The organism is Marinomonas pontica, from assembly GCF_036322735.1.
GTDB classification, from domain to species: Bacteria; Pseudomonadota; Gammaproteobacteria; order Pseudomonadales; family Marinomonadaceae; genus Marinomonas; species Marinomonas pontica.
The window spans coordinates 1,081,153-1,104,181 of sequence record NZ_AP027271.1 but is presented as its reverse complement, the minus strand read 5'-3'; the positions used below and the strand labels follow the sequence as shown (position 1 = coordinate 1,104,181).

The 23,029-nt window shown below is 45.6% G+C and carries 22 protein-coding genes; 14 read left to right on the top strand and 8 right to left on the bottom strand.

Going from position 1 to position 23,029, the window contains the following annotated elements:
* Positions 1-85: 85 nt before the first annotated feature.
* The 5 genes from AABA11_RS05180 to AABA11_RS05160 all read left to right on the top strand — a co-directional run bounded on the left by AABA11_RS05180 (position 86) and on the right by AABA11_RS05160 (position 8,282).
* Complete coding sequence (locus AABA11_RS05180; RefSeq protein ID WP_338265993.1) at positions 86-1,462, top strand: TolC family protein; 1,377 nt, start codon at positions 86-88, stop codon at positions 1,460-1,462.
* A complete protein-coding gene (locus tag AABA11_RS05175; RefSeq protein WP_338265991.1) occupies positions 1,462-2,652 on the top strand; it encodes an efflux RND transporter periplasmic adaptor subunit in 1,191 nt (396 codons plus the stop codon). Before AABA11_RS05180 ends, AABA11_RS05175 begins: the two co-directional genes overlap by 1 nt.
* On the top strand, positions 2,649-5,891 hold the full coding sequence (locus tag AABA11_RS05170; protein WP_338265989.1) for an efflux RND transporter permease subunit: 3,243 nt from the start codon (positions 2,649-2,651) through the stop codon (positions 5,889-5,891). The genes AABA11_RS05175 and AABA11_RS05170 overlap by 4 nt, the downstream gene beginning before the upstream one ends.
* A 189-nt stretch (positions 5,892-6,080) precedes the next feature.
* Positions 6,081-6,551, top strand: coding sequence for an Lrp/AsnC family transcriptional regulator (locus AABA11_RS05165; RefSeq protein ID WP_265728861.1), 471 nt, complete (start codon positions 6,081-6,083; stop codon positions 6,549-6,551).
* Positions 6,552-6,602: 51 nt separating this feature from the next.
* Positions 6,603-8,282, top strand: coding sequence for an aminotransferase class V-fold PLP-dependent enzyme (locus tag AABA11_RS05160; protein WP_338265987.1), 1,680 nt, complete (start codon positions 6,603-6,605; stop codon positions 8,280-8,282).
* A gap of 48 nt (positions 8,283-8,330) precedes the next feature.
* On the opposite strand, the gene AABA11_RS05155 is transcribed toward AABA11_RS05160, so the two are convergent.
* Together AABA11_RS05155 and AABA11_RS05150 are read right to left on the bottom strand one after the other, a co-directional pair.
* Positions 8,331-8,795, bottom strand: a complete 465-nt coding sequence (locus tag AABA11_RS05155) for an MOSC domain-containing protein (RefSeq protein WP_338265985.1) — start codon at positions 8,793-8,795, stop codon at positions 8,331-8,333.
* A gap of 50 nt (positions 8,796-8,845) precedes the next feature.
* Positions 8,846-9,118: a DUF6500 family protein gene (locus tag AABA11_RS05150; RefSeq protein ID WP_338265983.1), complete on the bottom strand. Its 273-nt coding sequence runs from the start codon at positions 9,116-9,118 to the stop codon at positions 8,846-8,848.
* A 110-nt stretch (positions 9,119-9,228) separates the two neighbouring features.
* Between AABA11_RS05150 and AABA11_RS05145 the strand changes: the two genes are divergently transcribed.
* The 4 genes from AABA11_RS05145 (at position 9,229) to bluB (ending at position 12,671) form a co-directional block, all read left to right on the top strand.
* Positions 9,229-9,489 (top strand): DUF4212 domain-containing protein, encoded by a 261-nt coding sequence (locus AABA11_RS05145; RefSeq protein ID WP_338265981.1) that lies wholly within the window; start codon positions 9,229-9,231, stop codon positions 9,487-9,489.
* A 5-nt stretch (positions 9,490-9,494) separates the two neighbouring features.
* The gene (locus tag AABA11_RS05140) at positions 9,495-11,261 is read left to right on the top strand and encodes a sodium:solute symporter family protein (protein ID WP_338265980.1); all 1,767 of its coding nucleotides are present in this window, start codon (positions 9,495-9,497) and stop codon (positions 11,259-11,261) included.
* Positions 11,262-11,359: 98 nt separating this feature from the next.
* On the top strand, positions 11,360-11,881 hold the full coding sequence (locus AABA11_RS05135) for a hypothetical protein (RefSeq protein ID WP_265728855.1): 522 nt from the start codon (positions 11,360-11,362) through the stop codon (positions 11,879-11,881).
* 124 nt (positions 11,882-12,005) lie between these two features.
* Positions 12,006-12,671 (top strand): 5,6-dimethylbenzimidazole synthase, encoded by a 666-nt coding sequence (bluB, locus tag AABA11_RS05130; RefSeq protein ID WP_338265978.1) that lies wholly within the window; start codon positions 12,006-12,008, stop codon positions 12,669-12,671.
* A gap of 46 nt (positions 12,672-12,717) precedes the next feature.
* On the opposite strand, the gene AABA11_RS05125 is transcribed toward bluB, so the two are convergent.
* A complete protein-coding gene (locus AABA11_RS05125; protein ID WP_338265976.1) occupies positions 12,718-13,953 on the bottom strand; it encodes an aminotransferase class V-fold PLP-dependent enzyme in 1,236 nt (411 codons plus the stop codon).
* A 137-nt stretch (positions 13,954-14,090) separates the two neighbouring features.
* On the opposite strand from AABA11_RS05125, the gene AABA11_RS05120 reads away from it, so the two are divergent.
* The gene (locus tag AABA11_RS05120) at positions 14,091-14,570 is read left to right on the top strand and encodes an Lrp/AsnC family transcriptional regulator (protein ID WP_338265975.1); all 480 of its coding nucleotides are present in this window, start codon (positions 14,091-14,093) and stop codon (positions 14,568-14,570) included.
* A 153-nt stretch (positions 14,571-14,723) separates the two neighbouring features.
* Positions 14,724-14,927, top strand: coding sequence for an RSP_7527 family protein (locus tag AABA11_RS05115; RefSeq protein WP_265728851.1), 204 nt, complete (start codon positions 14,724-14,726; stop codon positions 14,925-14,927).
* A 240-nt stretch (positions 14,928-15,167) separates the two neighbouring features.
* Here the strand turns inward: AABA11_RS05115 and AABA11_RS05110 are convergent, their stop codons facing one another.
* Positions 15,168-15,419 carry a TIGR03643 family protein gene (locus tag AABA11_RS05110; protein ID WP_338265972.1) on the bottom strand — a complete coding sequence of 84 codons (252 nt, stop codon included), beginning with the start codon at positions 15,417-15,419 and terminating at the stop codon, positions 15,168-15,170.
* Positions 15,420-15,593: 174 nt separating this feature from the next.
* Between AABA11_RS05110 and AABA11_RS05105 the strand changes: the two genes are divergently transcribed.
* Positions 15,594-15,965, top strand: coding sequence for a glutathione S-transferase N-terminal domain-containing protein (locus AABA11_RS05105; protein WP_265728849.1), 372 nt, complete (start codon positions 15,594-15,596; stop codon positions 15,963-15,965).
* A gap of 60 nt (positions 15,966-16,025) precedes the next feature.
* Complete coding sequence (locus AABA11_RS05100) at positions 16,026-16,481, top strand: GNAT family N-acetyltransferase (RefSeq protein WP_338265967.1); 456 nt, start codon at positions 16,026-16,028, stop codon at positions 16,479-16,481.
* Positions 16,482-16,584: 103 nt separating this feature from the next.
* Here the strand turns inward: AABA11_RS05100 and AABA11_RS05095 are convergent, their stop codons facing one another.
* From AABA11_RS05095 to AABA11_RS05085, 3 genes are all read right to left on the bottom strand, one after another.
* A complete protein-coding gene (locus tag AABA11_RS05095; protein ID WP_338265965.1) occupies positions 16,585-17,427 on the bottom strand; it encodes a DUF6279 family lipoprotein in 843 nt (280 codons plus the stop codon).
* Positions 17,428-17,621: 194 nt separating this feature from the next.
* Entirely contained in the window at positions 17,622-18,104 is a 483-nt protein-coding gene (locus AABA11_RS05090) for an FKBP-type peptidyl-prolyl cis-trans isomerase (RefSeq protein ID WP_265728846.1), read from the bottom strand.
* Between the two features lie 245 nt (positions 18,105-18,349).
* On the bottom strand, positions 18,350-18,715 hold the full coding sequence (locus AABA11_RS05085; RefSeq protein WP_338265962.1) for a DOPA 4,5-dioxygenase family protein: 366 nt from the start codon (positions 18,713-18,715) through the stop codon (positions 18,350-18,352).
* Between the two features lie 161 nt (positions 18,716-18,876).
* On the opposite strand from AABA11_RS05085, the gene AABA11_RS05080 reads away from it, so the two are divergent.
* Positions 18,877-22,344, top strand: a complete 3,468-nt coding sequence (locus tag AABA11_RS05080; RefSeq protein WP_338265960.1) for a PAS domain-containing hybrid sensor histidine kinase/response regulator — start codon at positions 18,877-18,879, stop codon at positions 22,342-22,344.
* Between the two features lie 14 nt (positions 22,345-22,358).
* Here AABA11_RS05080 and AABA11_RS05075 read toward each other — a convergent pair whose 3' ends face one another.
* Entirely contained in the window at positions 22,359-22,994 is a 636-nt protein-coding gene (locus AABA11_RS05075; RefSeq protein WP_265728842.1) for a TetR family transcriptional regulator C-terminal domain-containing protein, read from the bottom strand.
* Positions 22,995-23,029: the final 35 nt, after the last annotated feature.

The window sequence follows — 23,029 nt, the reverse complement described above, 5'->3', positions numbered from 1 at the left end:
ATAATTCAAAAATCGCGCTCACCAAAAAATCAAATGTAGCGTATAAATACGACTCGAATCGGACCTTGTTATCAGGACACATTGAATGCTAAAACGGTCTTTTTTACCTCCCACATTACTCTGTCTAAGCCTGTTGCTAACAGCTTGCAGTGCGTCACAAGAACGTGAAAACTACGCAGACTTAGCGCAAAGCGAACTCGACACGGTGAGCAAATCGAAAACCTCTGAATGGCAGACTATGGATAACGTTGCTCCCGCAAGCTACTTAACCGATCTCATCCAAGATGCCCAATTAGACAACCTCATCACCAACGCATTGCAAGCCAACCCCAGTTTGCAAAAAACACAACTCACCTTACAGGCCAGCTTGTGGAGCATAAAAAGTCAACACGGCGATTCTCTCCCTAGTGTCGAAGCGGGGTTCTCTGGCAGTAAGTCCGAGGGCAGTGACACCAGCTACAAAGCCAGCCTAAGCATCAGTTGGGAAGCCGATTTGTGGCAAAAACTGGCACAGTCCGAACAAGCCGCCGCCAAATCACTGGCCAGCGACGAAGCGCTGTACCAAGCCAGCCGAGACACTCTCGTGGCCAACGTCATTAAAACGTGGCTTGCAATCACCGCAAAGCAACACGCCATCGAAATCGAACAAAAGCGACTTGCGCTGTTAGAAGCCAACGAAAAGCTCATTCTCAAACGCTTTAAAAATGGCCTTGGCACGTTAGAAGAAATGGACGAATCACGTACCTCGACTTCTCAATCCAAAGCCGATTTGATCGAGTACAAAGAAGACCTTGCCATCGAAATACGCAATTTGCAGCTTTATCTGGGTGAAACCTCCCTACCGAGCTTTGTGACCAACGCACAATATCCCGCTGTTAGCCTGAGTCTGCATGACTTTCCCCAACAAAACTTACAACGCCGCCCTGACCTGAAAGCCGCGTATTTAGCGATTGAAGCCGCCGACTTAAGCACATCGGTCGCCTATAAAGACATGCTTCCCAGCATCAGCTTAAGCGCCACGCTGAGCGAATCCGCAGCCTCACCAAGTGCGGCCTTGTTTGGCTCTCCTATCTGGTCTTTGCTCGCTCAAATCACCCAACCTCTTTACCAAGGTGGTCAGCTCAAAGCCGCAGCAGAAATAGCCAAACTGGAAACCGCTCAAGCTTATCAAGATTATCGAGACACTCTACTTACCGCAGTCAATGAAGTGGAAAATACCTTGGGACAAGAGCGAGTGTTATCGCAACAGGTACGCCACATAACCGAGGCCTTAGCCAGCTCACAAAAGAACCTCAAACAGTACGAGAAAAAATACCGTACCGGTTTAGTCGAATTAAACGACCTAATCAGTGCGCAAACCACCGCGTTTGATTTAGAAGCGCAATTAGACGACTTAATTTATCAGCACCTATCAAACAGAGTCGATTTAGGGCTCGCACTCGGTCTTGGAGTAAAATCTTAATGAAACATCTTTCACAATGGATCACGTTATTATTGGCTGGTGCTGCAATAGCTGGCGTGTACGTTTATGTGACCGGCGCCATCGAAGCACAAAAAAACAGAGTGCAAACACCGCGGCCCGCGACACCGGAACAAGCCATCGAAATTTCAACCATGACCACCAACACAGGCAGCTATTCTGCCACCATCAAAGCGTCGGGAATTGTGAAAACACGTTACGCATTAACACTGACAACCCAAGTCAGTGGAGAAATAACGCGTTTGTCGCCCGTATTCGAAGCCGGTCAGGTGGTAAAAAAAGGCCATGTTTTGGCGGTATTACAAAACACCGAACTGAACAGTGACGTGGCCAGCGCGGAAAATACCTTAGCAGCGGCAGAATTGGCGCTCAAAGAAGAAGTACGACAAGGTGAACAAGCCAGAGCCGAATGGGAAGCAGCCGGTTTCAATGGTGATCCAGACTCCGACCTCGTATTGCGCATGCCACAACTCTCCGCCGCAAAGGCCGAATTGGAAGCCGCAAAAGCCGCACTAAATAACGCCAAAACAAAACTTCAACACACCAAATTGGTCGCACCATTTGATGCGTTAATAGTCGATCGCAATATTTCTCTGGGTTCGTACATGAGTTCCGGAAGCGAAGTCGGCACACTGTACAGCGTGGATCGAGCCGAAATACAAATTGACCTTTCAAATAACGATTGGTTAAAGCTTCCCGATACCAAAACCTTACTACAAAATGACTGGCCAGCTCGTATCGCCAGTGTCGATGATAACCACACTTGGCAAGGCAAAATACTCAGCGTAAACCAACACATCGATGAAACCACTCGCATGCGCAGTCTATTTGTTAGCCTTGATAAACCACTCAGCCAGTCGCCAGCATTGCTGCCTGGTACGTTTGTCGAAATCACAATTCAAGGTAAGCAGCTTGATAACTTATGGCGATTGCCAAACACCGCGTTAAGTCAGAAGAGCGAAATCTGGTACATAGACGAAAACAGCCGTTTGGCGGCATTTGAAACCACGCCTCGCTTTGTCGATGGCCAATTTGTTTACATTCAAGTCCCTAACAATATGCGCGACAAAGCCTATCAAGTCATTATTCAGCCTTACAACAGCTACCTCAAAGGCACGCTCGCCAAATCACTGAATGCTTCTATCCCGGCAAATAAAGGCGCGAAACAATGACCCCAATAGACCAACCAAAAGGCATTATTCCTTGGTTTGCCAATAACCCGGTTGCGGCCAATCTACTGTTGATTCTGGTCATCAGTCTCGGCGTCTTAAACATGGGGTCTATCAACAAAGAAGCGTTTCCAAGCCTGACGCCAAACCGAGTTGCCATTTCGGTGAGTAATGACAGTGGATCCGCGAAAGAAAACGAAGAAGGCATTGCGATTCCTATCGAAGAAGCACTGCAAGGCGTTTCAGGGATAAAAACCATCACGACGTCGTCCACCGCCAGCGCCACCAGCACGAGCATCGAAATGCTGGATGGTTATGACATAGACACACTATTCAACGACGTGAAGGACAAAATCGATCAAATATCGTCATTACCAGACGAAGCCGATCCAGCCGTTGTCACCAAGGCGACTCGAGAAGAACACTCTATTTGGATTCAGCTTTACGGTGAGGCTGATCGACGCACATTGCAAAAGCTCACTCTTGAGTTAGAGTCCGACTTACTCGCCAATGAAAACATCAGTGCCACGTCGGTGTCGGGTTGGTTAGATCCAACCATCATGATTGACGTTGATAAGAATAAACTCGAATCTTACGGACTGACCCTGTCAGACATTGCCACAGCGATCAATGCAGAATCCTCTCCGGCACAAGTTGCCACCCTGCGCGATGAAAACATCTACCTAACCATCAGTGCGTCTGAACAAGCCTATATCAAAAGTGAGTTCGCGCGCATTCCTGTTCAATCAAACACGGCAGGTGGCAAACTACTATTGGGCGACATCGCCAACATACGCGACACGTTTGATGAAGATGACTTCGTGCTGTCTCGCTTTAATCGACAAAACAGCTTGGGCATTCAGGTGCTAACCACCGGAAAAAGCGACATATCCAACTCGGTTATTGGCGCCAAAGCGGTTATTCAGGATTGGGAAGACAGCGGGAGATTGCCCGCCAATGTCAAATTAGGCACCTGGTATGACCGCAGCGAGTCCATTAATCAACGCTTAGAGTTGATGGTAGAAAACGCCATCACAGGTGTTCTGCTGGTGTTTATTTTGCTGGCGATTTTCCTGAACGTCACCGTCGCGTTTTGGGTTGCTATGGGCTTGCCCTTTATTTTCTTTGGTACCTTATTTTTTATGGGGACGGAAAGTGTTGGCTTAACATTAAATATGTTTACCACATTTGGCTTCATCATGGCGCTGGGCATTGTTGTCGACGACGCGGTTGTCGTTGGAGAAAGTGTGTATACCGTTCGCTCCCAAGAAGGCGACACCATCGGCAACACCATCAAAGGCACTTTAATGGTCGCCATCCCTACCTTATTCGGTGTATTTACCACAGTGGCAGCGTTTTGGGCGTTATCCAATATCGAAGGGCGTCTGGGGCAACTGTACTCTCAGTTTGCAACGGTGGTGGCGATCTGTTTGATTCTGTCGGTCATCGAATCCAAAATCATCTTGCCTGCGCACTTGGCGCACATCAACACCCAAAAATCGACTCGTACTAACCCACTGTCTAAAGCGTGGGCGATGGTTCAACAGGGTGCCGACAGCGGACTACAATGGTTCAGCGAACGCATTTATCGCCCGACCATTGATCTTGCATTAACTCATCGGTACGCCGTCTGTGTGTTTTTCATCGCGATTTTCGCACTGGTGATCTCTATGCCTCTCACCGGTGTGATTCGCATGAGCTTTTTCCCTCAAATTCCGGGCGATACAGTACGGGGCCAGCTGACCATGTACAACGACGTCAGTTATGGGCAAACCAACAAAGTATTGCTGGAACTGGAACAAAAAGCCTACCTCGCTGATATCGCGTTGCGCAGCGGGAATAACGACCGAAAACGACCGGCGGCTGACAGTGCTGAATCCACCAATTCCTCAAAAACAAATGCATCACAACCAAACACACCGTCAAAACCCAAAGGCGATGTGGCAATCAAGAATATCCAAGTAACCGCAAGCGATGACCAATCTGGAAACATTCGTATTGAACTGGACGATAATCGCCCATACACATCGGCGCAATTTGCCAGTAAGTGGCAACAGCTTTCGGGCATGCCAGAAGGCGTTAAAAACCTGCGTATTCGCAGCGCTCGCGAAACCGTCGATGCCCTGCGAATAGAGTTACGCGGTAACGACAGCAGCGTCTTAGATGGCTCGATGCAAGCGTTATTAAAGCAACTAGAAACACTGCCCGCGGTAACAGGGGTTGAACAAAACAATGCCCCTACAGAATCCAGACTCATCCTACAACTCACCGACCAAGGTCGCTTGCTTGGATTATCAACCAGCGATCTCGCCACTCAAGTATCACGCAACTTTGACGGTCAAGTCGTACAAAAGTACCAGCGCGATAACTCTGAAGTGGAAGTTCACGTAGGTTATCCCAGTGATCAAAAAGAGTCTCCTGCCGCTGTGATGAACACCAAGGTAGTGTTAGAAGACGGCACGCGAGTTCCGCTTTCAACCGTGGCAACACTGTCACAACAAGACGCTGAAACGCGCATTATTCGAATTGACGGTAAACGTTCGTTGTACTTGTCTGCCGAAGTCGATAAAGACACCATGTCGTCCACAGAGGTCGTCGAATACTTACAAAATGCCGTTGTACCGCAGATGAAACGCCAATTTGCGGGAGTGTCTATTTATTTCTCAGGAGAAGCGGAACAAAGAGAGAAAACACAATCGTCCATGTCTGAAATGTTCCTCATTGCCTTGCTGATCATTTATGGTTTGCTTGCCATTCCGCTCAAATCTTACTCGCAACCACTGATCATCATGATGGCCATTCCATTCGGCATCATCGGTGCTTTATTAGGCCACTGGATGAACAATCTTGCGCTGGGGATTTTCTCTCTGAATGGGATTTTGGCTTTGAGCGGCGTGGTGGTTAACGACAGCTTGCTGCTCGTGTCTCGCTTTAACGACCTTCGTCATGAAACCAGCCATGTTAAAAAAGCCATCAGCCTCGCTTGCCGGAGCCGATTACGTGCAGTTTTGCTGACATCTTTCACCACCTTTGCGGGTCTGATTCCGATTCTTTGGGAAACATCAAGACAAGCACAAATGCTCATTCCTGCTGCGGTTTCCCTCGCTTACGGCATCATGTTTGCCACTGTGATTACGCTGATTTTGATTCCTGTTTTATTAATGATCAAAGAAGATATTCACGAGTTAATTGCTCGCCTAAAGCATACCAGCCCCTTAGCGAGCTCATCCGACCAGCCGTAAAATGATGTAGAAGCAGGAAAATCCAAGCGTATTTTGAAAAAAATACGCTTTTTTTTGTTTTATTTTCAAGACATGCCTTGTGACTTCATTTCGCTTATTCGTCCAAATCAGGAACCAAGTTGCAGAACAATAAAAAAACCACCACAATACGAAACCATATTCTAAATTTAAATACAATAAGAGAACAAAATGCACTTAGATGACGTTGACTTGCAACTACTTGCCTTAATTCAAAGTGATGATAGTATTTCCACAGAGTCTATGGCGAAGCACGTTGGCCTATCAAAAACCCCTTGCTGGCGACGCGTTCAAAAGCTAGAAAATGCCGGTTTTATCAAGCGTCGTGTTGCGCTGTTAGACGCCGACAAACTTGGCCTTGGTGTTTCCGTTTTTGTACAGGTTAAAACCAACCAGCACGATGCAAATTGGGCTGAGGAATTTGCTCGCGTTGTAGCGGAATTTCCTGAGGTGGTGGAGTTTTACCGCATGGCGGGAGAATACGATTATTTGCTTCGCGTACTGGTAAAAGACATACCAGCCTACGACAAATTTTATAAACGATTAATTAGTGCCACCGCATTAACCGACGTCACCTCAAACTTCGCCATGGAGCAGATCAAGTGGACAACTCAGTTGCCCTTGCCTAACCCAAAAGAGTAAGCAGCGAACGAACAAGTGTATTGATGCGGCCAGCCAAATGAGGAAAAAGTGATGTCCATTGCTGCCGCTGAAAATACAACCAAGCAACCCCAATCTAATACTGAGACTTTATTCGCCCGTATACGTGACGGCATCATAGGCAAATACACGCAAATACACACGCCATTTGGCGTAAAAACGCTCACCTACGCTGACTACACCGCATCGGGTCGCAGTCTCGATTTTATCGAAGACGCCATTCGCCATCATGTGCTGCCGCTTTACGCCAATACGCACACCGAAGCCAACGCCACCGGCCAACAAACCACCGCCTTTCGCGAACAAGCTCGCCTGCAAATCCGAGAAGCCGTTAACGCGTCAATAGATGACTTGGTGATATTCTGCGGTAGCGGCGCCACCAGCGCGATTAATACCTTAATTAGCCAAATTGGATTGCGCCAATTGAGCGAATCTGAAAAATCTGAAGTGTGCGTTTTTATTGGTCCTTATGAGCACCATTCCAATGAATTACCGTGGCGTGAATTGGGCATTAAGGTCATTAGAATTCCTGAATCTAAAGACGGTGGCGTATGTTTGGTTACTCTAGAAAGTCAATTACAGGCGAACCAAGATAAACGCCTCATAGGCAGCTTTAGCGCGGCATCGAACGTCACCGGAATTTTATGTAATCAAGACGCCATGACCAGCTTACTTCATCGCTATCACGCTCTGTCTTTTTGGGATTTTGCCGCCGCTGCGCCTTACGTCAAATTGGACATGAATCCAAGTTCAGACCCCGCTCTTGCCAAAGATGCGATCTTTTTCTCTACTCATAAATTCATCGGCGGCCCAAGTACTCCAGGAATTTTAGTCGTCAAAAAAGCCATCATCGACAACCAAATACCAAGCAATGTAGGCGGTGGAACCGTGTCTTTTGTGACACCGAATGATCATACCTTTTTGCCCGTGGGCGAACGCAGAGAAGAAGGCGGCACACCAAGTATCATTGAATCGATTCGCGCTGGATTAGTGTTCCAGCTCAAACAAGCGGTTGGCGAAAAAGCCATCGAAACTCGTGAGCACGAACTTGTGCAACTCATCGACAAGCATTGGCAGCAGCAACCAAATATCGAACGCTTGGGCCACGCAGAGGCAGATCGTTTATCGATTACCGCATTTCGTATCAAAACCGAATGGGGTTATTTACATCATGGCTTTGTCACCGCGCTATTAAATGACATGTTTGGTATTCAAGTTCGCGGCGGTTGTTCCTGTGCAGGACCTTACGGCCACCAGCTTTTAGGCATAGGCAAAACGGAATCAGAGCGCATTCAAGTAGCGTTGAAACAAGGTGAGAAACTCGTAAAACCGGGTTGGGTTCGCTTCAATTTGAATTACTTCTTAGACGATGCAGAAGCGATGTTTATTTTGGACGCTATCGATTTTGTCGCGAAACACGGCACCACGTTATTGCCTTACTACGCTTATGATCAAACTGCGGATTTATGGCGCTTCCAAGGGCAAACCAACACGCCTAAGTCGCTTAACGAGCTATTGTTCTTGCAAACAGAAGCACAGCAACCACAGACAGAGCAAACAACAGATAGAACGGAAGATAAACACACTTATCTAAAACAAGCCAAAGTGATTGTAAGAGACTGTCTAGCAGGGAAATACACACGACAAACACAGCCATTTAGTAAAGAGTTCAACGACATTAAACGCTTCGTGTTGGCTGAGGATCTTGTTTAATCAAGCGGATTTTTTTTGAGGTATTAAGATACGATCCAGATGAGACGATTAGGCTTTCTTCTGGATCAAATTAAACTGCATGCCTGTACGCAAAATGCCAGTGCTTAAGACATTGGCTCTTAAACCACCACGATGCAGCCAAGCTCTAACCACTTGTGATGATGATATCGAATCGTTGGCAAGAGATTTTCCTAACGAGCCACAGGGCTCACACAATTCGACACCATAAAAGCGAACATCGCCGATCGAGAATTCTTGCCCTACTAGCTGATTCAACCGCACACCTTGGGTCACTATGTTTCTTCTGGTCGCTGAAAGGCCAACTCTTTGTGCGAAGTTAGCATTAAAGGCAGCGATCTCTTCACTTTCAACAAACGTAATATTTGGACCGTCTGTGCCTTTCTTACCATAGTATCGATCGCCTACGATGCCTTTCCCCGCATCCACTTTAACGGCATCAATGCCTATCTGCGATTGCTTGGATTTTTTCGACACGAAAATTGCTTGAATCACCCTTTGTCTCCTAAGACAAGATTATTGCGAATTGAGTATGGCATAGGTGATTAAAAACTGTCATTCAGATCTTCCACCATGGCGTAAATCTTAGTGGCTTTTTCAAAGTGATTTAACTGATGCTCTTCTATCCACCAGCGGGCAACTTCCATCAAGGTTATGGGATCGTCGTTTTTATTGGCAAAAAAGGCGTAAAACGATACTTGAACCCCTTCGCCTTTTTGTTTAATTTTTTCCGCACAAACCGACAGAATCTTTTGTTTAATCTTTGTATTCACTTCCATTCCTTCTTTTTGAAAAACGGCATTGCGTGAATCTCGCATTGCCTTATATCGTTTAAAAATCACCCTATGCGACTAAAGTCTGACTTCTTATCTATCGACTGCCTGCTAAATTAACGAGGCGTATAAAAATAATTATAAGGAGATCTACCGTGTCAGATCATAGCATTAATGCAGAAAAATACTGGCAAGCAAACCTCAGGCTGATACTAGGCAGTTTGGTGGTTTGGGCATTGGCCTCTTACGGCTGTGCCATCCTACTTCGCCCCATGCTTTCAGGTATTCATATCGGAGGAACAGACTTAGGATTCTGGTTCGCTCAACAAGGTTCCATCCTCGTGTTCATCATTTTGACTTTCTTCTACGCGTGGAGAATGAACAAACTTGATGAAGAATTTGGCCTTCAGGAGTAAGTCGTATGGATCAGTTTACTATTAACCTACTTTTCGTCGGCGGTTCCTTCGCGCTGTATTTCGGTATTGCGTTTTGGGCACGTGCGGGATCTACAAAAGAATTCTACGTGGCAGGCGGTGGTGTCCATCCGGTACTTAACGGTATGGCGACCGCAGCAGACTGGATGTCGGCCGCATCATTTATTTCTATGGCGGGTTTAATCGCAGCAGGCGGTTACGCTAACTCCACCTTCCTAATGGGTTGGACTGGCGGTTACGTATTGCTTGCTATGTTGCTTGCTCCTTACTTACGTAAGTTTGGTAAGTTCACTGTGCCAGACTTTATCGGTGACCGCTTTTATAGCAAAACCGCTCGACTTGTTGCTGTGGCGTGTTTGATCATTGCTTCCGTGACTTACGTTATCGGTCAAATGACAGGTGCAGGCGTTGCCTTCTCCCGCTTCTTAGAAGTAGAAAGCAATACTGGTCTAATGATCGCTGCGGTTGTGGTTTTCTTCTACGCAGTGTTAGGTGGTATGAAAGGCATTACCTATACTCAGGTGGCTCAATATGTCGTATTGATCATCGCGTATACTATTCCTGCTATCTTCATCTCATTGCAATTAACCGATACCTTTATCCCTGCGATCGGTCTTTTCTCTACTCATACAGAGTCTGGTTTGCCTTTGCTGCAAAAACTGGATGAAGTGGTTCGAGAACTTGGCTTCCGTGATTACACAGCAGACGTTGATAACAAGTTAAACATGGTTCTGTTTACTCTATCATTGATGATAGGTACAGCGGGTCTGCCTCACGTTATCATTCGTTTCTTCACTGTTCCTAAAGTCGCTGACGCTCGTTGGTCTGCAGGTTGGGCACTAGTATTCATTGCTTTGTTGTACCTAACAGCACCTGCTGTTGCATCAATGGCTCGTTTGAATCTATTGACCACTATTTACCCTTCTGGTCCAACAGAAGCGCCAATTGAATACGCAGAACGCCCAGATTGGGTTCAAACTTGGGAAACCACAGGTCTTATTAAGTTTGAAGACAAAAATGGCGATGGCCGCGTTCAATTCTATAACGATGTGCCAGCATTCAAAGACGAAGCAACCGCTCGTGGCTGGGAAGGCAATGAGTTAGTCGTTAACCGAGATATCCTTGTATTGGCAAACCCTGAAATTGCGAACCTTCCTGGTTGGGTTATTGGTTTGATCGCTGCAGGTGGTCTTGCGGCGGCGCTCTCTACGGCAGCGGGTTTGTTATTGGCTATATCGTCCGCGATCAGTCATGACTTAATCAAAGGCTCGATTAACCCCAATATCACTGACAAAGGAGAATTGCGAGCCGCTAGGATATCCATGTTCGTCGCCATTGTTGTAGCAACGTATCTCGGGATGAATCCACCAGGCTTCGCGGCTCAAGTAGTAGCGTTGGCCTTTGGTATTGCTGCGGCTTCTATTTTCCCTGCGTTGATGATGGGTATCTTCTCTAAACGCATAAACAGCACGGGTGCTGTAGCCGGTATGCTAGCTGGTTTGATTTCTACCTTGGTATACATTTTCTTGTTCCTAGGTTGGTTCTTCATCCCAGGTACAGCGTCTTTCGCTAACACACCAGACAATTGGTTGTTCGGAGTGTCGCCGTTGTCATTCGGTGCTATTGGTGCAGTGATTAACTTCGCGGTTGCGTTCATCGTGTCTTCTATGACGCCTCCACCACCAAAAGAAATCCAAGACCTTGTTGAAAGTGTTCGTTACCCTCAAGGTGCAGGCGGTGCCGTTGATCATTAAGATCTAACACGCACTTGCATTAAAATCGGGCCTTACTATGTTGTGAGGCCCGACTTCCTTATAATAAGAATCCACTCAAGATCAAAAAGAGAGCGCTTATGTTTTGGGAACTCATTGCTACCGTTTTTGCTGGTATTGGCGGCGCGGGTATTGCCCTGTTGTTGAGAAAAATCACCAAACAAACTGCCCCAAAATGGCTGGTTCCCGTATTTGCAGGAACCGCAATGTTAGGGTTCCAAATTCAAGGAGAATACGACTGGTATGATCATCAAGCCGGTTTACTGCCAGAAGGCGTAGTGGTAGTAAAAGCCGTTCAAGAAGAAGCCCCATGGCGCCCATGGAGTTACGTTTTTCCTCAAACCGTTCGCTTTATCGCAGCCGATGTTGCTAATTCAGCCGTTAATAAAATTGACCCAAACCTCGTGCTTGTTGATTTATATTTCTTTGAGCGTCGTCACATGGCGAAGCGTGTTCCCCAAATTGTTGATTGTGTCCAGTCAGCAAGAGCGGATTTTACCCAGACCTTCACTGCGAAATCTTCCACAGACACTCAATCTACATGGCATGCTCTTGAAAATGATGACCCATTGATAAAAGCGGTTTGCGGTAATCAGGCATAATCCTCTATTAACGAGCAAAAGCGCAAATTCAATATCGCTCTTTTTAACCTGCGCTTTCCTCATTGGTATCAGACGTCAGAAACCACCATAATATCGGCTTTTCCACGAGCGAAAGTCGATTATTATGAACATCAGCCAAGAAGAACGAGACGCGGTCTACAAAACAATTTTTTCGCGTCGTGATGTTCGCCGAGAATTCAAACCCGACCCTATTCCAAATGACGTTTTAGAGCGTGTTTTACTGGCCGCACACCATGCCCCCAGTGTTGGTTTCATGCAGCCTTGGGACTTCATCCTTGTCACCAAACCAGAATCCAAAAACCAAATCAAACAAGGATTCCTGCAAGCGCACGCAGAAGCCACAGAACTGTTCGAAGGTGAGCGTCAAACGCAATATAAAAGCCTAAAATTAGAAGGGATTGAAGAAGCGCCATTGGGCATTTGCATTACATGTGATCGCAGCAGAACAGGCTCTGTCGTACTAGGGCGAACTGCCAAGCCAGAAATGGATTTATTTAGCGCCGTGTGCGCGGTACAAAACTTATGGTTAGCGGCGAGAGCGGAAAACCTGGGCGCTGGTTGGGTGAGCATCGTCCACGATAAAGTCATACGCGACACGCTCAACATCCCCGAGTCCATCGATATCATTGCGTATTTATGCGTCGGTTATGTAGAGACATTTCATGACACGCCCGACCTAGAAAGAGCAGGATGGCTTCCCAGAAGAGACGTTAGCTCAGCGGTTCATTATGAATCTTGGCAAGAAACAAAGTCGCATAAACCAAAATAATGACACGCAAGGCGGATGACATTCATCCGCCTTATCGTATTGGATTTCAATTAAGCGCGACGTTCAACGCATGAATCAACTGATCCATTTCTTCGTCACTGGTATAATGCACGAATGACAAACGAACCACGCCGGTTTCTGTGTCCACGCCCATGGCTTCTAATAGACGCACTGCATAAAAGTGCCCTGCCCCGCAGATAATCCCTTGATCAACCAGCTTCTGGGCGAATGCTTGAACCGTTTGACCTTTAGGAATAATTGACACCGTAGCGGCCCTTTTGGTCGGATCAGCACCTCCAAGCAAGGTCAGTTTGGGGTGCTGCTCAACAAAATTAAGCAGCTTAGCCAATAAGATTTGCTCCGCATCATGCAACAAATTTCGCACACGCTGGGCTTTTTCGGCAACAGAATCCGTCGCCTCAAAGTGATGATCGTGCAAGGCATCAAAATAATCCAACACCCCACGACTCGCGGCTATTTGAGCGTGATCAGGCCCCGCTGGTACAAACCATTTTTGGCGATAAGCCTGATTAAAGTAATGCGCCTGATTGCCGAGTTTATCCGCCATGTCATCTCGAATAACCATAACACCAAGGTGCGTGCCATAGGCCTTGTAAAGAGAGAACAAGTAAATATCTGCGCCCAAAGCACCAACATCCGGCAGTCCATGACCAGCAAAAGAAACGCCATCAACCAATGTGGCAACGCCAGCCACTTTTGCGCGCGCGCAAATGTCTGCGACAGGATTAATGTCTGCAACAACATTGGAACAGTGGGTAAAAGCCAGAAGTTTAGTGTGCTCAGTCAATAGTTTCTCTAAATCATCCGGGTTTAATGATCCGGTTTTTGCATCCACTTGCCACTCTTTAATGACCACCCCGCGCGTAGCCAAAGCACGCCATACTCCGATATTTGCTTCATGATCTTGATTGGTTACGATGATCTCATCACCCGCTTTCAAAATCTTACCGAAGGCTTGCGCCAACACATAAGTGTTCTGAGAGGTAGAAGGACCAAGATGCACATTGCCACTGCTGACATTCAAATAAGACGCCAAACGCTCGTGCGCTAAATCCATTTGAGCGCCGGCTTTTTGTGCTGCAGGGTGAAGGTGGTAGGGCTGAAGTTTGGTTTCTCGATAATATTGATCCAGATGATCAATCACTGCCTGGCAAGCATAAGATCCGCCTGCATTATCAAAGAAGGCTTGTCCAGCCAAAGAAGGCTCTTTAAACGCGGGAAACTGAGAGCGAACAAACGCTAAATCTAACGAGACTGCCATAGCCTTAACCTCTATAAAATTGTCTAAAACCTGCGATTCACAAAACAAAGTATAGAGAATAAGGCACACAAGTTGTTTGCCATTTTACGAGAGAATACTTACGCTAAAACAAGATTTTTGTTTTTAATGAGTCTTTTATGAAAGAAATCACCTTAGACCGTCTCGACTATAAAATAATCCAAGCATTGGAAAAAGATGGCCGCATGAGCAACACGCAATTAGCAGAGGCCATTAACCTATCTCAATCTCAGTGCTTAAGACGCTTACGTCATTTAGAAGAAATGGACATTATTAGTGGTTACAGAGCACAAATAAACTATGAAAAGCTCGGCTATAGCGTCATGGCTTGGACACTCGTTACCGTCAGCAAAGATGTCCCGAATGCTCGAGACAATGTAATGCGCTTTCTACAACAACAAAGTGCCGCAATCAACGTACATGGCGTCACTGGAGACGTCGACCTTATGGTCGAAATATACGCAACAAACATGACCGAATTTACTGAATTGGTCGTCAAGCAACTCTACGCACACGCTGATGTTGTCAGTACAAAGTCCTACATTCGATTGGATACCGCCAAACAAAATGGCAGCCCACTAGACACGCCTTCATGCTGACAAAATGAGAAAACCATCCGATTGATTAGTTTTTTTCAGGTATAGGCGTATTTTTTATCGTTTGTCTTATTTACCCATAGTTTCTACTATACAAGCATCAAAACAGAAAACGTTTTGGTGCTTATCGAAACAACCATAAATGAGGGAAACACCATGAAAAACACTCAAACTATCGCTGAATTACTAGAAAACGTTAACACTTCTTACTTAACTGAAGCTGAAAAATACGAAGCCATTGCTCGCGCTGAACGCGCAGAATACATTGTTGCTGGTATCTCTTCTGCTGTTGTTGCCGTTAAGAAAGCCGTACTAAAATTGAAAGCGTCTCTAGTAACGTCTTCTGCTCAACACGCTTAATCGCACAGTAAATCAGACTATATTGGATAAGCGTCTACTCTTTCTAACGTAGATATTTTGGCTTATTCCAACCAGCTTCTGAACAGGAAATGGCGCTAGAATAAAAACATTAAGCGCTTCCCTGCTCCCCTTCTTTTTCTTCCAGTAATTCTCTAACATGCTAGCTCGGTGTCGTTTTCTTTATTAAATACGGTTCACTAATGCCAACCCAGAATGTATTTAAGAAAAACTCGACCACAGTCATCTTGGTTTATATTGCGCCCGACAATAACCGCGACTCACAGCAGGGTCACGAAGCTGTAAATGCTTGGTCTGGCGACCACTCACGCGCTCTCGCCACAATTTAAAGCTGTTGGGTTTTAGGTGACGTCTCATAAAGCGAATCACTTGTGCTTCCCCCATGCCGAACTGTTTTTCAATGGCTTCAAAGGGTGTTCTGTCTTCCCATGCCATTTCAATCACTCTGGATGCTTCGCTGTTCGTCAATGTCATAACGTGTATTGCCCTTGCTAAAATCAGTTGACTCTAATACGCATAGATTCACAAAAGAGATGACTCAAACTGTCTTGAATGACAATTTATGACGAACACTTAAACAATGGACACTTTACCGCTAGAATGTCGCCAACATTTTGTAAGACCCATTAGCGAAGCTGAGTAACCCATATGAAACTTTTTATTAAACTGATCCGAAATCTTTTAGGCCTTATCATTGCCACCGTCGATATCCTTACTCGCGGATCAAAACAAAAACGCACAGCAGAAAAACAACAATCTGTAGAGGCAGAAGCCCAAAACATGGCGCTTTACCAGTTTTTTGCTTGTCCCTTCTGCATCAAAACCCGTCGCGCCATATACAAACTTAATCTGCCTATCGAAAAACGCAGCGCTTCAGAAGGCTCACCTTTCCGTGATGAGTTACTAGAAGGCGGTGGTCGAGTAAAAGTGCCTTGCTTACGCATCGAAAAAGATGGCGAGGTGGAATGGCTGTATGAATCGTCTGAAATCATTCGTTATCTTGAAAAACGTTTTGCCTGATCCAAAAGTAGGTCAAATTTTTCACACATAACGCAAAAAAAACCATTCACGGAAAACAGTATGATTTGGCATTGTCAGGCATTTAATGAGCTTACTACACATACCTTGTACGATTTACTTAAACTGCGCAGCGATGTCTTTGTGGTTGAGCAAAACTGTGTTTTTCCAGATTTAGATGATCTGGATACACGACCGGATACACGACACCTTTATGCGCTAAAAGATAATAAGGTGGTGGCTTACGCTAGGCTGTTGGCAAAAGGTGACTCCTACACTGGCTTTACCAGCATAGGACGCGTGGTTGTCGCGCAAAATAGCCGAAAAGATAAAATAGGTCATGTTCTAATGGCAAACGCCATCAAAGAAACGCTTCTACGTTGGCCAGACAGCGACATTAAAATTGGCGCGCAGTCCCATCTTGAACGCTTTTACCAATCCCATGGCTTTAGCACAGTCTCTGAGCCTTATATGGAAGATGGAATTGAGCATTACCATATGATACGAAAGACAGAATAAAACCCTTAATTCGCCATGCTAGATGTTAGCTCTAGCAAAACGTTTACTGCAAATCTAGGAGGTTGCTTGAACTAGAGGGTACTTCTCAAAAATGGTTAACACATCAGTCTGAAACCAAATCGTCAATCAAATTGATCAATTCCTCAAGTTGCGTATCAAGCGTTAGCTTTTGCTTATGAGTAAAAGAAAGGTTCAGTTCAGCCAGCATTTGAGCATGCAAACGTGCATTGTGAGCTGATTCTGCTTTGTATTGTGAGGTTTTGTACTGGTCTGGATCGCTTATAAGAGCAACAAGCCTTGGTGTAAATTCTGGTTTATCGCGATGGGCAAAAATATCTCTCACCACATTCTGTAAGGTGGTTTGATATTCCGTTCGTCCATTCGTTGTCGTAATAAATTTGAGGGCGTAATACGAAACTATATCGGTTTGCTGCTGGGTTAGCCTGCCCACATTATCCTCAATGAATTCAGCCAGACGCTCCTCTCGACGAATTAACCGCTCTTCCTCTGTTCGCTTTTCTGATTCAGACTGACGTTCTTGCCTTTTTTTGCTCCATGCCACCAGCAGCGCTTCTACCTGCTCTGCAGACAGGAGTTCTGCAAGACCCGCAAGCTCTGGCGCAACTTTAGAACGAAAACGATTAAGGTGCTGTTGCGCTTGCTCAAATTCGCTCAGCCATTGTTTTTCATTCAGAGGTCCAGACTCTAATTTAATGCGAAGGCTTTTAAGTTGTGTTTGATATTTTTCAAGTTCAGTAGAACGGTGCCAATGTTGCCATGCGACAATGTGCTTATCTAATGCCGCTTTTTGATCTGACGATAAATCCACATAGTCGTCCACATACCAATAAAGTAACCAATCAATATTGTTGTACATAAACGAAGATGAACACGCGCTCAAAAGAAAGCTAAATACTAATATTAGGGGAAATTTAACCTTCTTCATTTTCAACCCCTCGCCTTAAGTCACCAAGTAGATGTGTATTTCCTATCTAACCTGTACGGACTTGTTGGTCAAGCGGATTACTTTAAAAGCGGAATCTGTTGGCGGTTATTGCAGATACAAAAAACGGCTTCTGCGTGTTATAAAAACAAGACAGAAGCCGCTTACAGTATAGCCTGCTATTTTAAAAAATAGGCCTAGTGGTGATGACCACCTTCTCCGTGAACATGACCATGTTCTAGTTCTTCAGCCAATGCTTCACGAACGTCAATGATTTCAACATCAAAGTTCAATGTCTTGCCCGCTAAAGGATGGTTACCATCTAACATAACGCCATCGTCTTCTACTGCAATAACCGTCACTGGCTGTTGGCCACCTGGCGTCTGAGCCATGAATTGCATGCCAACTTGGATCTCATCTACGCCTTGGAAGTTTTCAGTAGGCACTTTTTGAATCAATTCTTGATGAACAGCGCCGTAGCCATCTTCAGGAGCAACAGAAACAGCAAGCTTGTCGCCAGCCGCTTTACCTTGAAGGGCTTTGTCTAGACCATCAATGATGTTTTGCGCGCCACTTAGAAATACTAAAGGCTCTTGACCAACAGAAGAGTCAAGTTCTTGGCCTTGTTCATCTGTCAATGTGTAGTGCATGCTAACAACGGCGTTTTCTGTAATTTGCATTGAATTCTCCAGCTTAAAAATAAATATAAGGAACGAGTGCTTGATACAAGCAAACAATTTTGCACGACACCGCCACAACACGAACCAAGACAACAGTTATTATGAGTATGATAACGTCCCATAAACGCAATAACTACCGTATAACTCTACAAGTTTGGTACGTTCGGCGATTTTTAAAGGGATGTTTGACAAAATTTTAAAAAAAATACCAAAGACACGGTACAACAATGCTTTTACGTTGCCGTTTATTCGTCATGTGGTGGCATGAACTGCGAAATATCCAGTTCATAAGACTTGCCTAACCAACTAACGCCTTGAGTATGATCGACATATTCATCACCCGTTAATGGATGTAAAAAAACATCCAACGACTGACGATTTAACATCAGCCAAGGAACAATCTGCGCAAACGTCTCTGCTGCAAATGAAAGCTGACAACTCCAAGCTGGGTGTGGGCCGACGTTTTTTTGATGAAAACGCCCAATACGAATATCAAATAATTCTGCCGCTTGAGCCGCCACCTGCTTTGCGATCTCAACACCCTCTTCATCGTGATAATAAAGGTGTGCATGGAACGCTTTGATGTCTCGATATGAAGGAAGTATGCTCATTTTAATGCCTAACGTTAATTATCATCTGTGGATTTACAAACAGTGTAGCACCTCCCCTCTCCCCCTTACACGACCTAAGTCGTAGAGGATTACTCTTGGGCTTGTGTTACATTTAGTATTCAAAATCATGATCCCCAGCCTATATTCAGGTATCGAATTTAATGACTGTTTTCTGGATTCTGTTAGCTATTCTGTATGTTTTAGGTTTGTTCTGGATTGCCATCTGGGGCGACAAGGAAAGTCCAACAGCAAAAAAACTCACGCGTCACCCATTGGTCTATAGTTTATCATTGGCCATTTATTGTACGGCCTGGACATTTTACGGCTCGATCGGTGAAGCTACTCGATCTGGCTGGAGCTACTTACCCATTTTGCTTGGCCCCATTCTTTTGTATTTGTTCGCTTTTCCGATCTTACGCAAAATGATTACGGTCAGCCGAAAACAAAACATCACCTCCATCGCGGACTTTATTTCTTCTCGATATGGCAAACGCCCAATGACTGCGCCCTTGGTCATTCTAATCAGCATGCTGGCAGTCATTCCTTATATTGCGTTGCAGCTCAAAGCCATCGGCTCGAATTTTGCGCTATTTGTGAATCAAGACGAATCGTCAACGGGCATTGTGGTGTTGATCGCCACCATTTTAATTGGCGTTTTTGCCATGCTGTTTGGCACACGAAAAGTAGAAGTCACAGAGTATCGTTCAGGCATGATGCTCGCCATTGGCGCCGAATCGTTGTTTAAATTAATCGCTATCGTGGCCGTTGGCCTAGTCGCCATTTTAATGACGCAAGAACGAGATATCACTGAAATAAGTCAAAATGTGGACTTTGCTGTTTGGAACCCCGAACAATTTTTGTCTTTTTCCTTTTTGATGCAAACCTTCATGTCAGCGGCCGCAGTCATTTGTCTACCACGTCAATTCCATGTCACTGTGGTGGACCATCAGAACGACAGGCAATCCAATATGGCGCGATTGCTGTTTCCTTTGTACCTATTGATTTTTGCCGCCATTATTCCGCCAATCGCCATTGCAGGACAAAGTCTTTTTTCTGCGGATATAAACCCTGATACGTACGTTATCCAGTTTGCCCTGGTCTCAGACAACCTTCCGCTGCAAATATTGATCTTCCTTGGTGGCATGTCAGCGACGACCGCCATGATCATCATTGCCACGTTTGCCCTGAGCATTATGATCAGTAACGACGTGATCTTGCCTCTCATGCTGGCTCGCGCCAGTGCGCAACAACAAGCCCTTCCCCTGTATCGACGTCGAATACTGACCATCCGTCGCCTTGCCATGATTGGCATTTTGGTACTGTCCTTCTTGTATTACCAAAAGCTCGCCAACAATGAATCTCTGGCTGGTACAGGCGTACTGGCTTTTTCATTGGTCTTGCAACTCATGCCCGCAGTGTTAGGTGGCCTGTACTGGAAACGCGCCCATGCGCACGGCGTTTATACTGGGCTAACACTGGGTTTTTTGTGTTGGGTTTTGCTAATGATGCTACCATTAACAGGCAATATTGACTGGGGCATAGACAGCGCGCAATCTCGTTCCGAGCTTATTAGTTACGGGGCATTTATCAGCTTGTTAGCCAACGTTATTGGCTACATTGCAGGATCGATATTGTCCACAGAACGACTGATAGACCGCATTCAAGCAACCGCTTTCGTTAGCCCCACTACCGAACTAGAAAAGGGCTTTTTTAAGCCGAAAAGCAAAGCCACCAACGGCGACTTCTTTGTTTTGCTAGAAACCTTTTTAGGCAAACAAAAATGCCAACAAGTGCTCGCTAACTTTGAACAAGACTACAACCAAACCTTGCCGAATAATGCCTCACCAAACCGGCTGTTTGTCGACTACTGCGAACGCATTCTAGGTGGCGTTTTAGGTGGCTCGTCTGCTCGAACCATCATCAACTCCATTTTGGTAGACAAGCAAATCAAGGTCGAAGAAATGGTGACGTATCTAGATGAAACAACGCAAGCCATCCAGTTTAGTCAAAACTTGTTATTTGTTTCCATGGACAATTTGGACCAAGGCATCAGCGTCGTAGATAAAGACCTACGCATCGTAGCTTGGAACAAAACCTACTTGTCACTTTACCCATACCCAGAAGGTATGTTGACCGTCGGACTGCCCGTAGAAGAGCTCATTCGCTTTAATGCGGAACGCGGCGAATGTGGTGTTGGTGACATAGAAGAACTGGTCAGCAAACGCTTAGAACATCTACGAAAAGGCACCACGCACCGTTTTTTGCGCCGCCGAGCCAGTGGACGCGTGATAGAAATGGTAGGCAACCCACTTCCAGACGGTGGCTTTGTAACCAGTTTTACCGACGTCACGGAACACATAGAAAGCCAACAAGCGTTAAAAGAAGCCAACATTGACTTAGAAAAACGTGTGGAGGCTCGTACAGAAGAAGTGCAAGGCGTCAATAATGAGCTAATGCAGGAAATTGAACGCCGTAACCAAGCAGAAAAAGCCCTTATCAGTGCGAAGGCCGAAGCCGAAAAAGCCAACGCCTCAAAAACAGAATTTCTCGCTTTGGCCAGCCATGACATCCTACAGCCATTAAACGCTGCCAAGCTCTACATGGGCATTTTACAGTCCACGTCATTACCTCAAGACACCAATCAAGTCATTGGAAAGTTGTCCGATTCCTTAGAATCAACCGAAGCCCTGATTTCTACCCTGCTCGAAATTGCTCGCTTAGACCAAGGGGCGATTCACCCCAAATTAGTGGATTGCAACTTACAAGACATTTTAGCGCCTATTATCGCGGAATTTGGCGTGATTGCAGAAAGTAAAAACATTCGTCTAACAACTTACCTACGTCCTTTTAGGGTACACAGCGACCCAATCTATTTGCGTCGGATCATACAAAATTTTGTCTCTAACGCGGTGAAATATACTCAAAAGGGCCGCGTATTGTTAAGCGTGAGACCCAGAGATGGCGTGGTTTATTTGCAAGTATGGGACACTGGCGTCGGCATTCCAGCAACCGAACAGAAAAAAATATTTGATGATTTTTACCGCTGGGAAAACACCCAAGAACCCGGCATGGGATTGGGCTTGGGGCTAGTGCGACGTATGCAAAAACAGCTAGGACTTGCGACACAAATTCGCTCTATCCCAGGCAAAGGCAGCTGCTTTAGCATTGGTATTCCTTTAGCTCAGAGCAACCAAATAACCGATATTGCCGTGACGCCAACCACCAGCACACAGCATGAAAAACTGTCGCATTGTTATGTTTGGTGTATTGATGACGAGAAAAACAACCTCATTGCAATGCACACACTCCTGACTCATTGGCAATGCGACTGTCGCACTTTTAATCGTTTTAGCGATGCGTTAGAAGCGGAGGGAGAAGCGGAACTGCTGCTCGTGGATTACCACCTCGACGATAATAAAGACGGTGTTTCTTTGATCAAGGCCCTCAGAAAAAGAGCGGGGAAAACTATTCCAGCCGTGCTCATCACGGCATTACGGGACCCTGAATTAGTAGAGCAATGCAAACAGCAAAATATTACTTATATGGCAAAACCAGCAAAGCCCGCGAAATTGCGAGCTTTGGTTCAGCATATTCACCAGTTAAGAGAAGAAGCAAACGACGATGATTAATTCACACTTGTCGTTTAATGAGAATCCATTTTAGGGGGCTGCAAGCCGCAGCCCGCCAAAATAATGCCACTGACCGTATCGCCAATACGCTTTAGGTCCTCATCACCAAGTGATTCAATACCGCTTAGCGCCAGCACTTGCGCCTCAAAATCTGCGTAATGCTGTGTCGTCGCCCAAATCATGTAAATCACACTAGCAGGGTCACACGAACGCATCTTACCTGCGTCCATCCAACCTTGAAGCAGCTCCGTTCTCGACTTAAACCACGGGCGTAATTCTTCTTTTAAATAGTCGCCAATATGCAGCGCCCCACCGATGACTTCCATTGCAAAAAGTCGTGACGTACCGCCTTTTTCAAAGCTTTGTTTCAGTTTGACACGAATAAAACTGTCTAATACATAGGCAGGATCATCGTCTAACGTTGCACGATCGAATAAATCATTCCACCCAGTTAAGGTTTGATCAAGCACCTGCTTGTATAAGTTTGCCTTCGACTGGAAGTAATAAATAATATTAGGTTTAGGTAGTCCTGCACGCTCAGCGATGTGCTGCAAGCTAGCGCCATTGTAACCCTTTAGCCCGAATTCCGTTTCGGCCGCTTCTAGGATTTTTACAAAGACTTCTTCACGATGATTTTGACGTTTGCTCATGGGGGAGTTAGGTCCTTAGTTATATTTACTTCGAA

Bases quoted from the DNA above. Each gene is read 5' to 3' on its own strand.
- AABA11_RS05165 (WP_265728861.1), top strand. From the start codon at position 6,081: ATGCACTTAGATGACGTTGACTTGCAACTACTTGCCTTAATTCAAAGT.
- AABA11_RS05175 (WP_338265991.1), top strand. From the start codon at position 1,462: ATGAAACATCTTTCACAATGGATCACGTTATTATTGGCTGGTGCTGCA.
- bluB (WP_338265978.1), top strand. From the start codon at position 12,006: ATGAACATCAGCCAAGAAGAACGAGACGCGGTCTACAAAACAATTTTT.
- AABA11_RS05080 (WP_338265960.1), top strand. From the start codon at position 18,877: ATGACTGTTTTCTGGATTCTGTTAGCTATTCTGTATGTTTTAGGTTTG.
- AABA11_RS05170 (WP_338265989.1), top strand. From the start codon at position 2,649: ATGACCCCAATAGACCAACCAAAAGGCATTATTCCTTGGTTTGCCAAT.
- AABA11_RS05100 (WP_338265967.1), top strand. From the start codon at position 16,026: ATGATTTGGCATTGTCAGGCATTTAATGAGCTTACTACACATACCTTG.
- AABA11_RS05150 (WP_338265983.1), bottom strand. From the start codon at position 9,118: ATGCGAGATTCACGCAATGCCGTTTTTCAAAAAGAAGGAATGGAAGTG.
- AABA11_RS05110 (WP_338265972.1), bottom strand. From the start codon at position 15,419: ATGACATTGACGAACAGCGAAGCATCCAGAGTGATTGAAATGGCATGG.
- AABA11_RS05125 (WP_338265976.1), bottom strand. From the start codon at position 13,953: ATGGCAGTCTCGTTAGATTTAGCGTTTGTTCGCTCTCAGTTTCCCGCG.
- AABA11_RS05115 (WP_265728851.1), top strand. From the start codon at position 14,724: ATGAAAAACACTCAAACTATCGCTGAATTACTAGAAAACGTTAACACT.
- AABA11_RS05120 (WP_338265975.1), top strand. From the start codon at position 14,091: ATGAAAGAAATCACCTTAGACCGTCTCGACTATAAAATAATCCAAGCA.
- AABA11_RS05140 (WP_338265980.1), top strand. From the start codon at position 9,495: ATGGATCAGTTTACTATTAACCTACTTTTCGTCGGCGGTTCCTTCGCG.
- AABA11_RS05075 (WP_265728842.1), bottom strand. From the start codon at position 22,994: ATGAGCAAACGTCAAAATCATCGTGAAGAAGTCTTTGTAAAAATCCTA.
- AABA11_RS05160 (WP_338265987.1), top strand. From the start codon at position 6,603: ATGTCCATTGCTGCCGCTGAAAATACAACCAAGCAACCCCAATCTAAT.
- AABA11_RS05095 (WP_338265965.1), bottom strand. From the start codon at position 17,427: ATGAAGAAGGTTAAATTTCCCCTAATATTAGTATTTAGCTTTCTTTTG.
- AABA11_RS05135 (WP_265728855.1), top strand. From the start codon at position 11,360: ATGTTTTGGGAACTCATTGCTACCGTTTTTGCTGGTATTGGCGGCGCG.
- AABA11_RS05105 (WP_265728849.1), top strand. From the start codon at position 15,594: ATGAAACTTTTTATTAAACTGATCCGAAATCTTTTAGGCCTTATCATT.
- AABA11_RS05085 (WP_338265962.1), bottom strand. From the start codon at position 18,715: ATGAGCATACTTCCTTCATATCGAGACATCAAAGCGTTCCATGCACAC.
- AABA11_RS05090 (WP_265728846.1), bottom strand. From the start codon at position 18,104: ATGCAAATTACAGAAAACGCCGTTGTTAGCATGCACTACACATTGACA.
- AABA11_RS05180 (WP_338265993.1), top strand. From the start codon at position 86: ATGCTAAAACGGTCTTTTTTACCTCCCACATTACTCTGTCTAAGCCTG.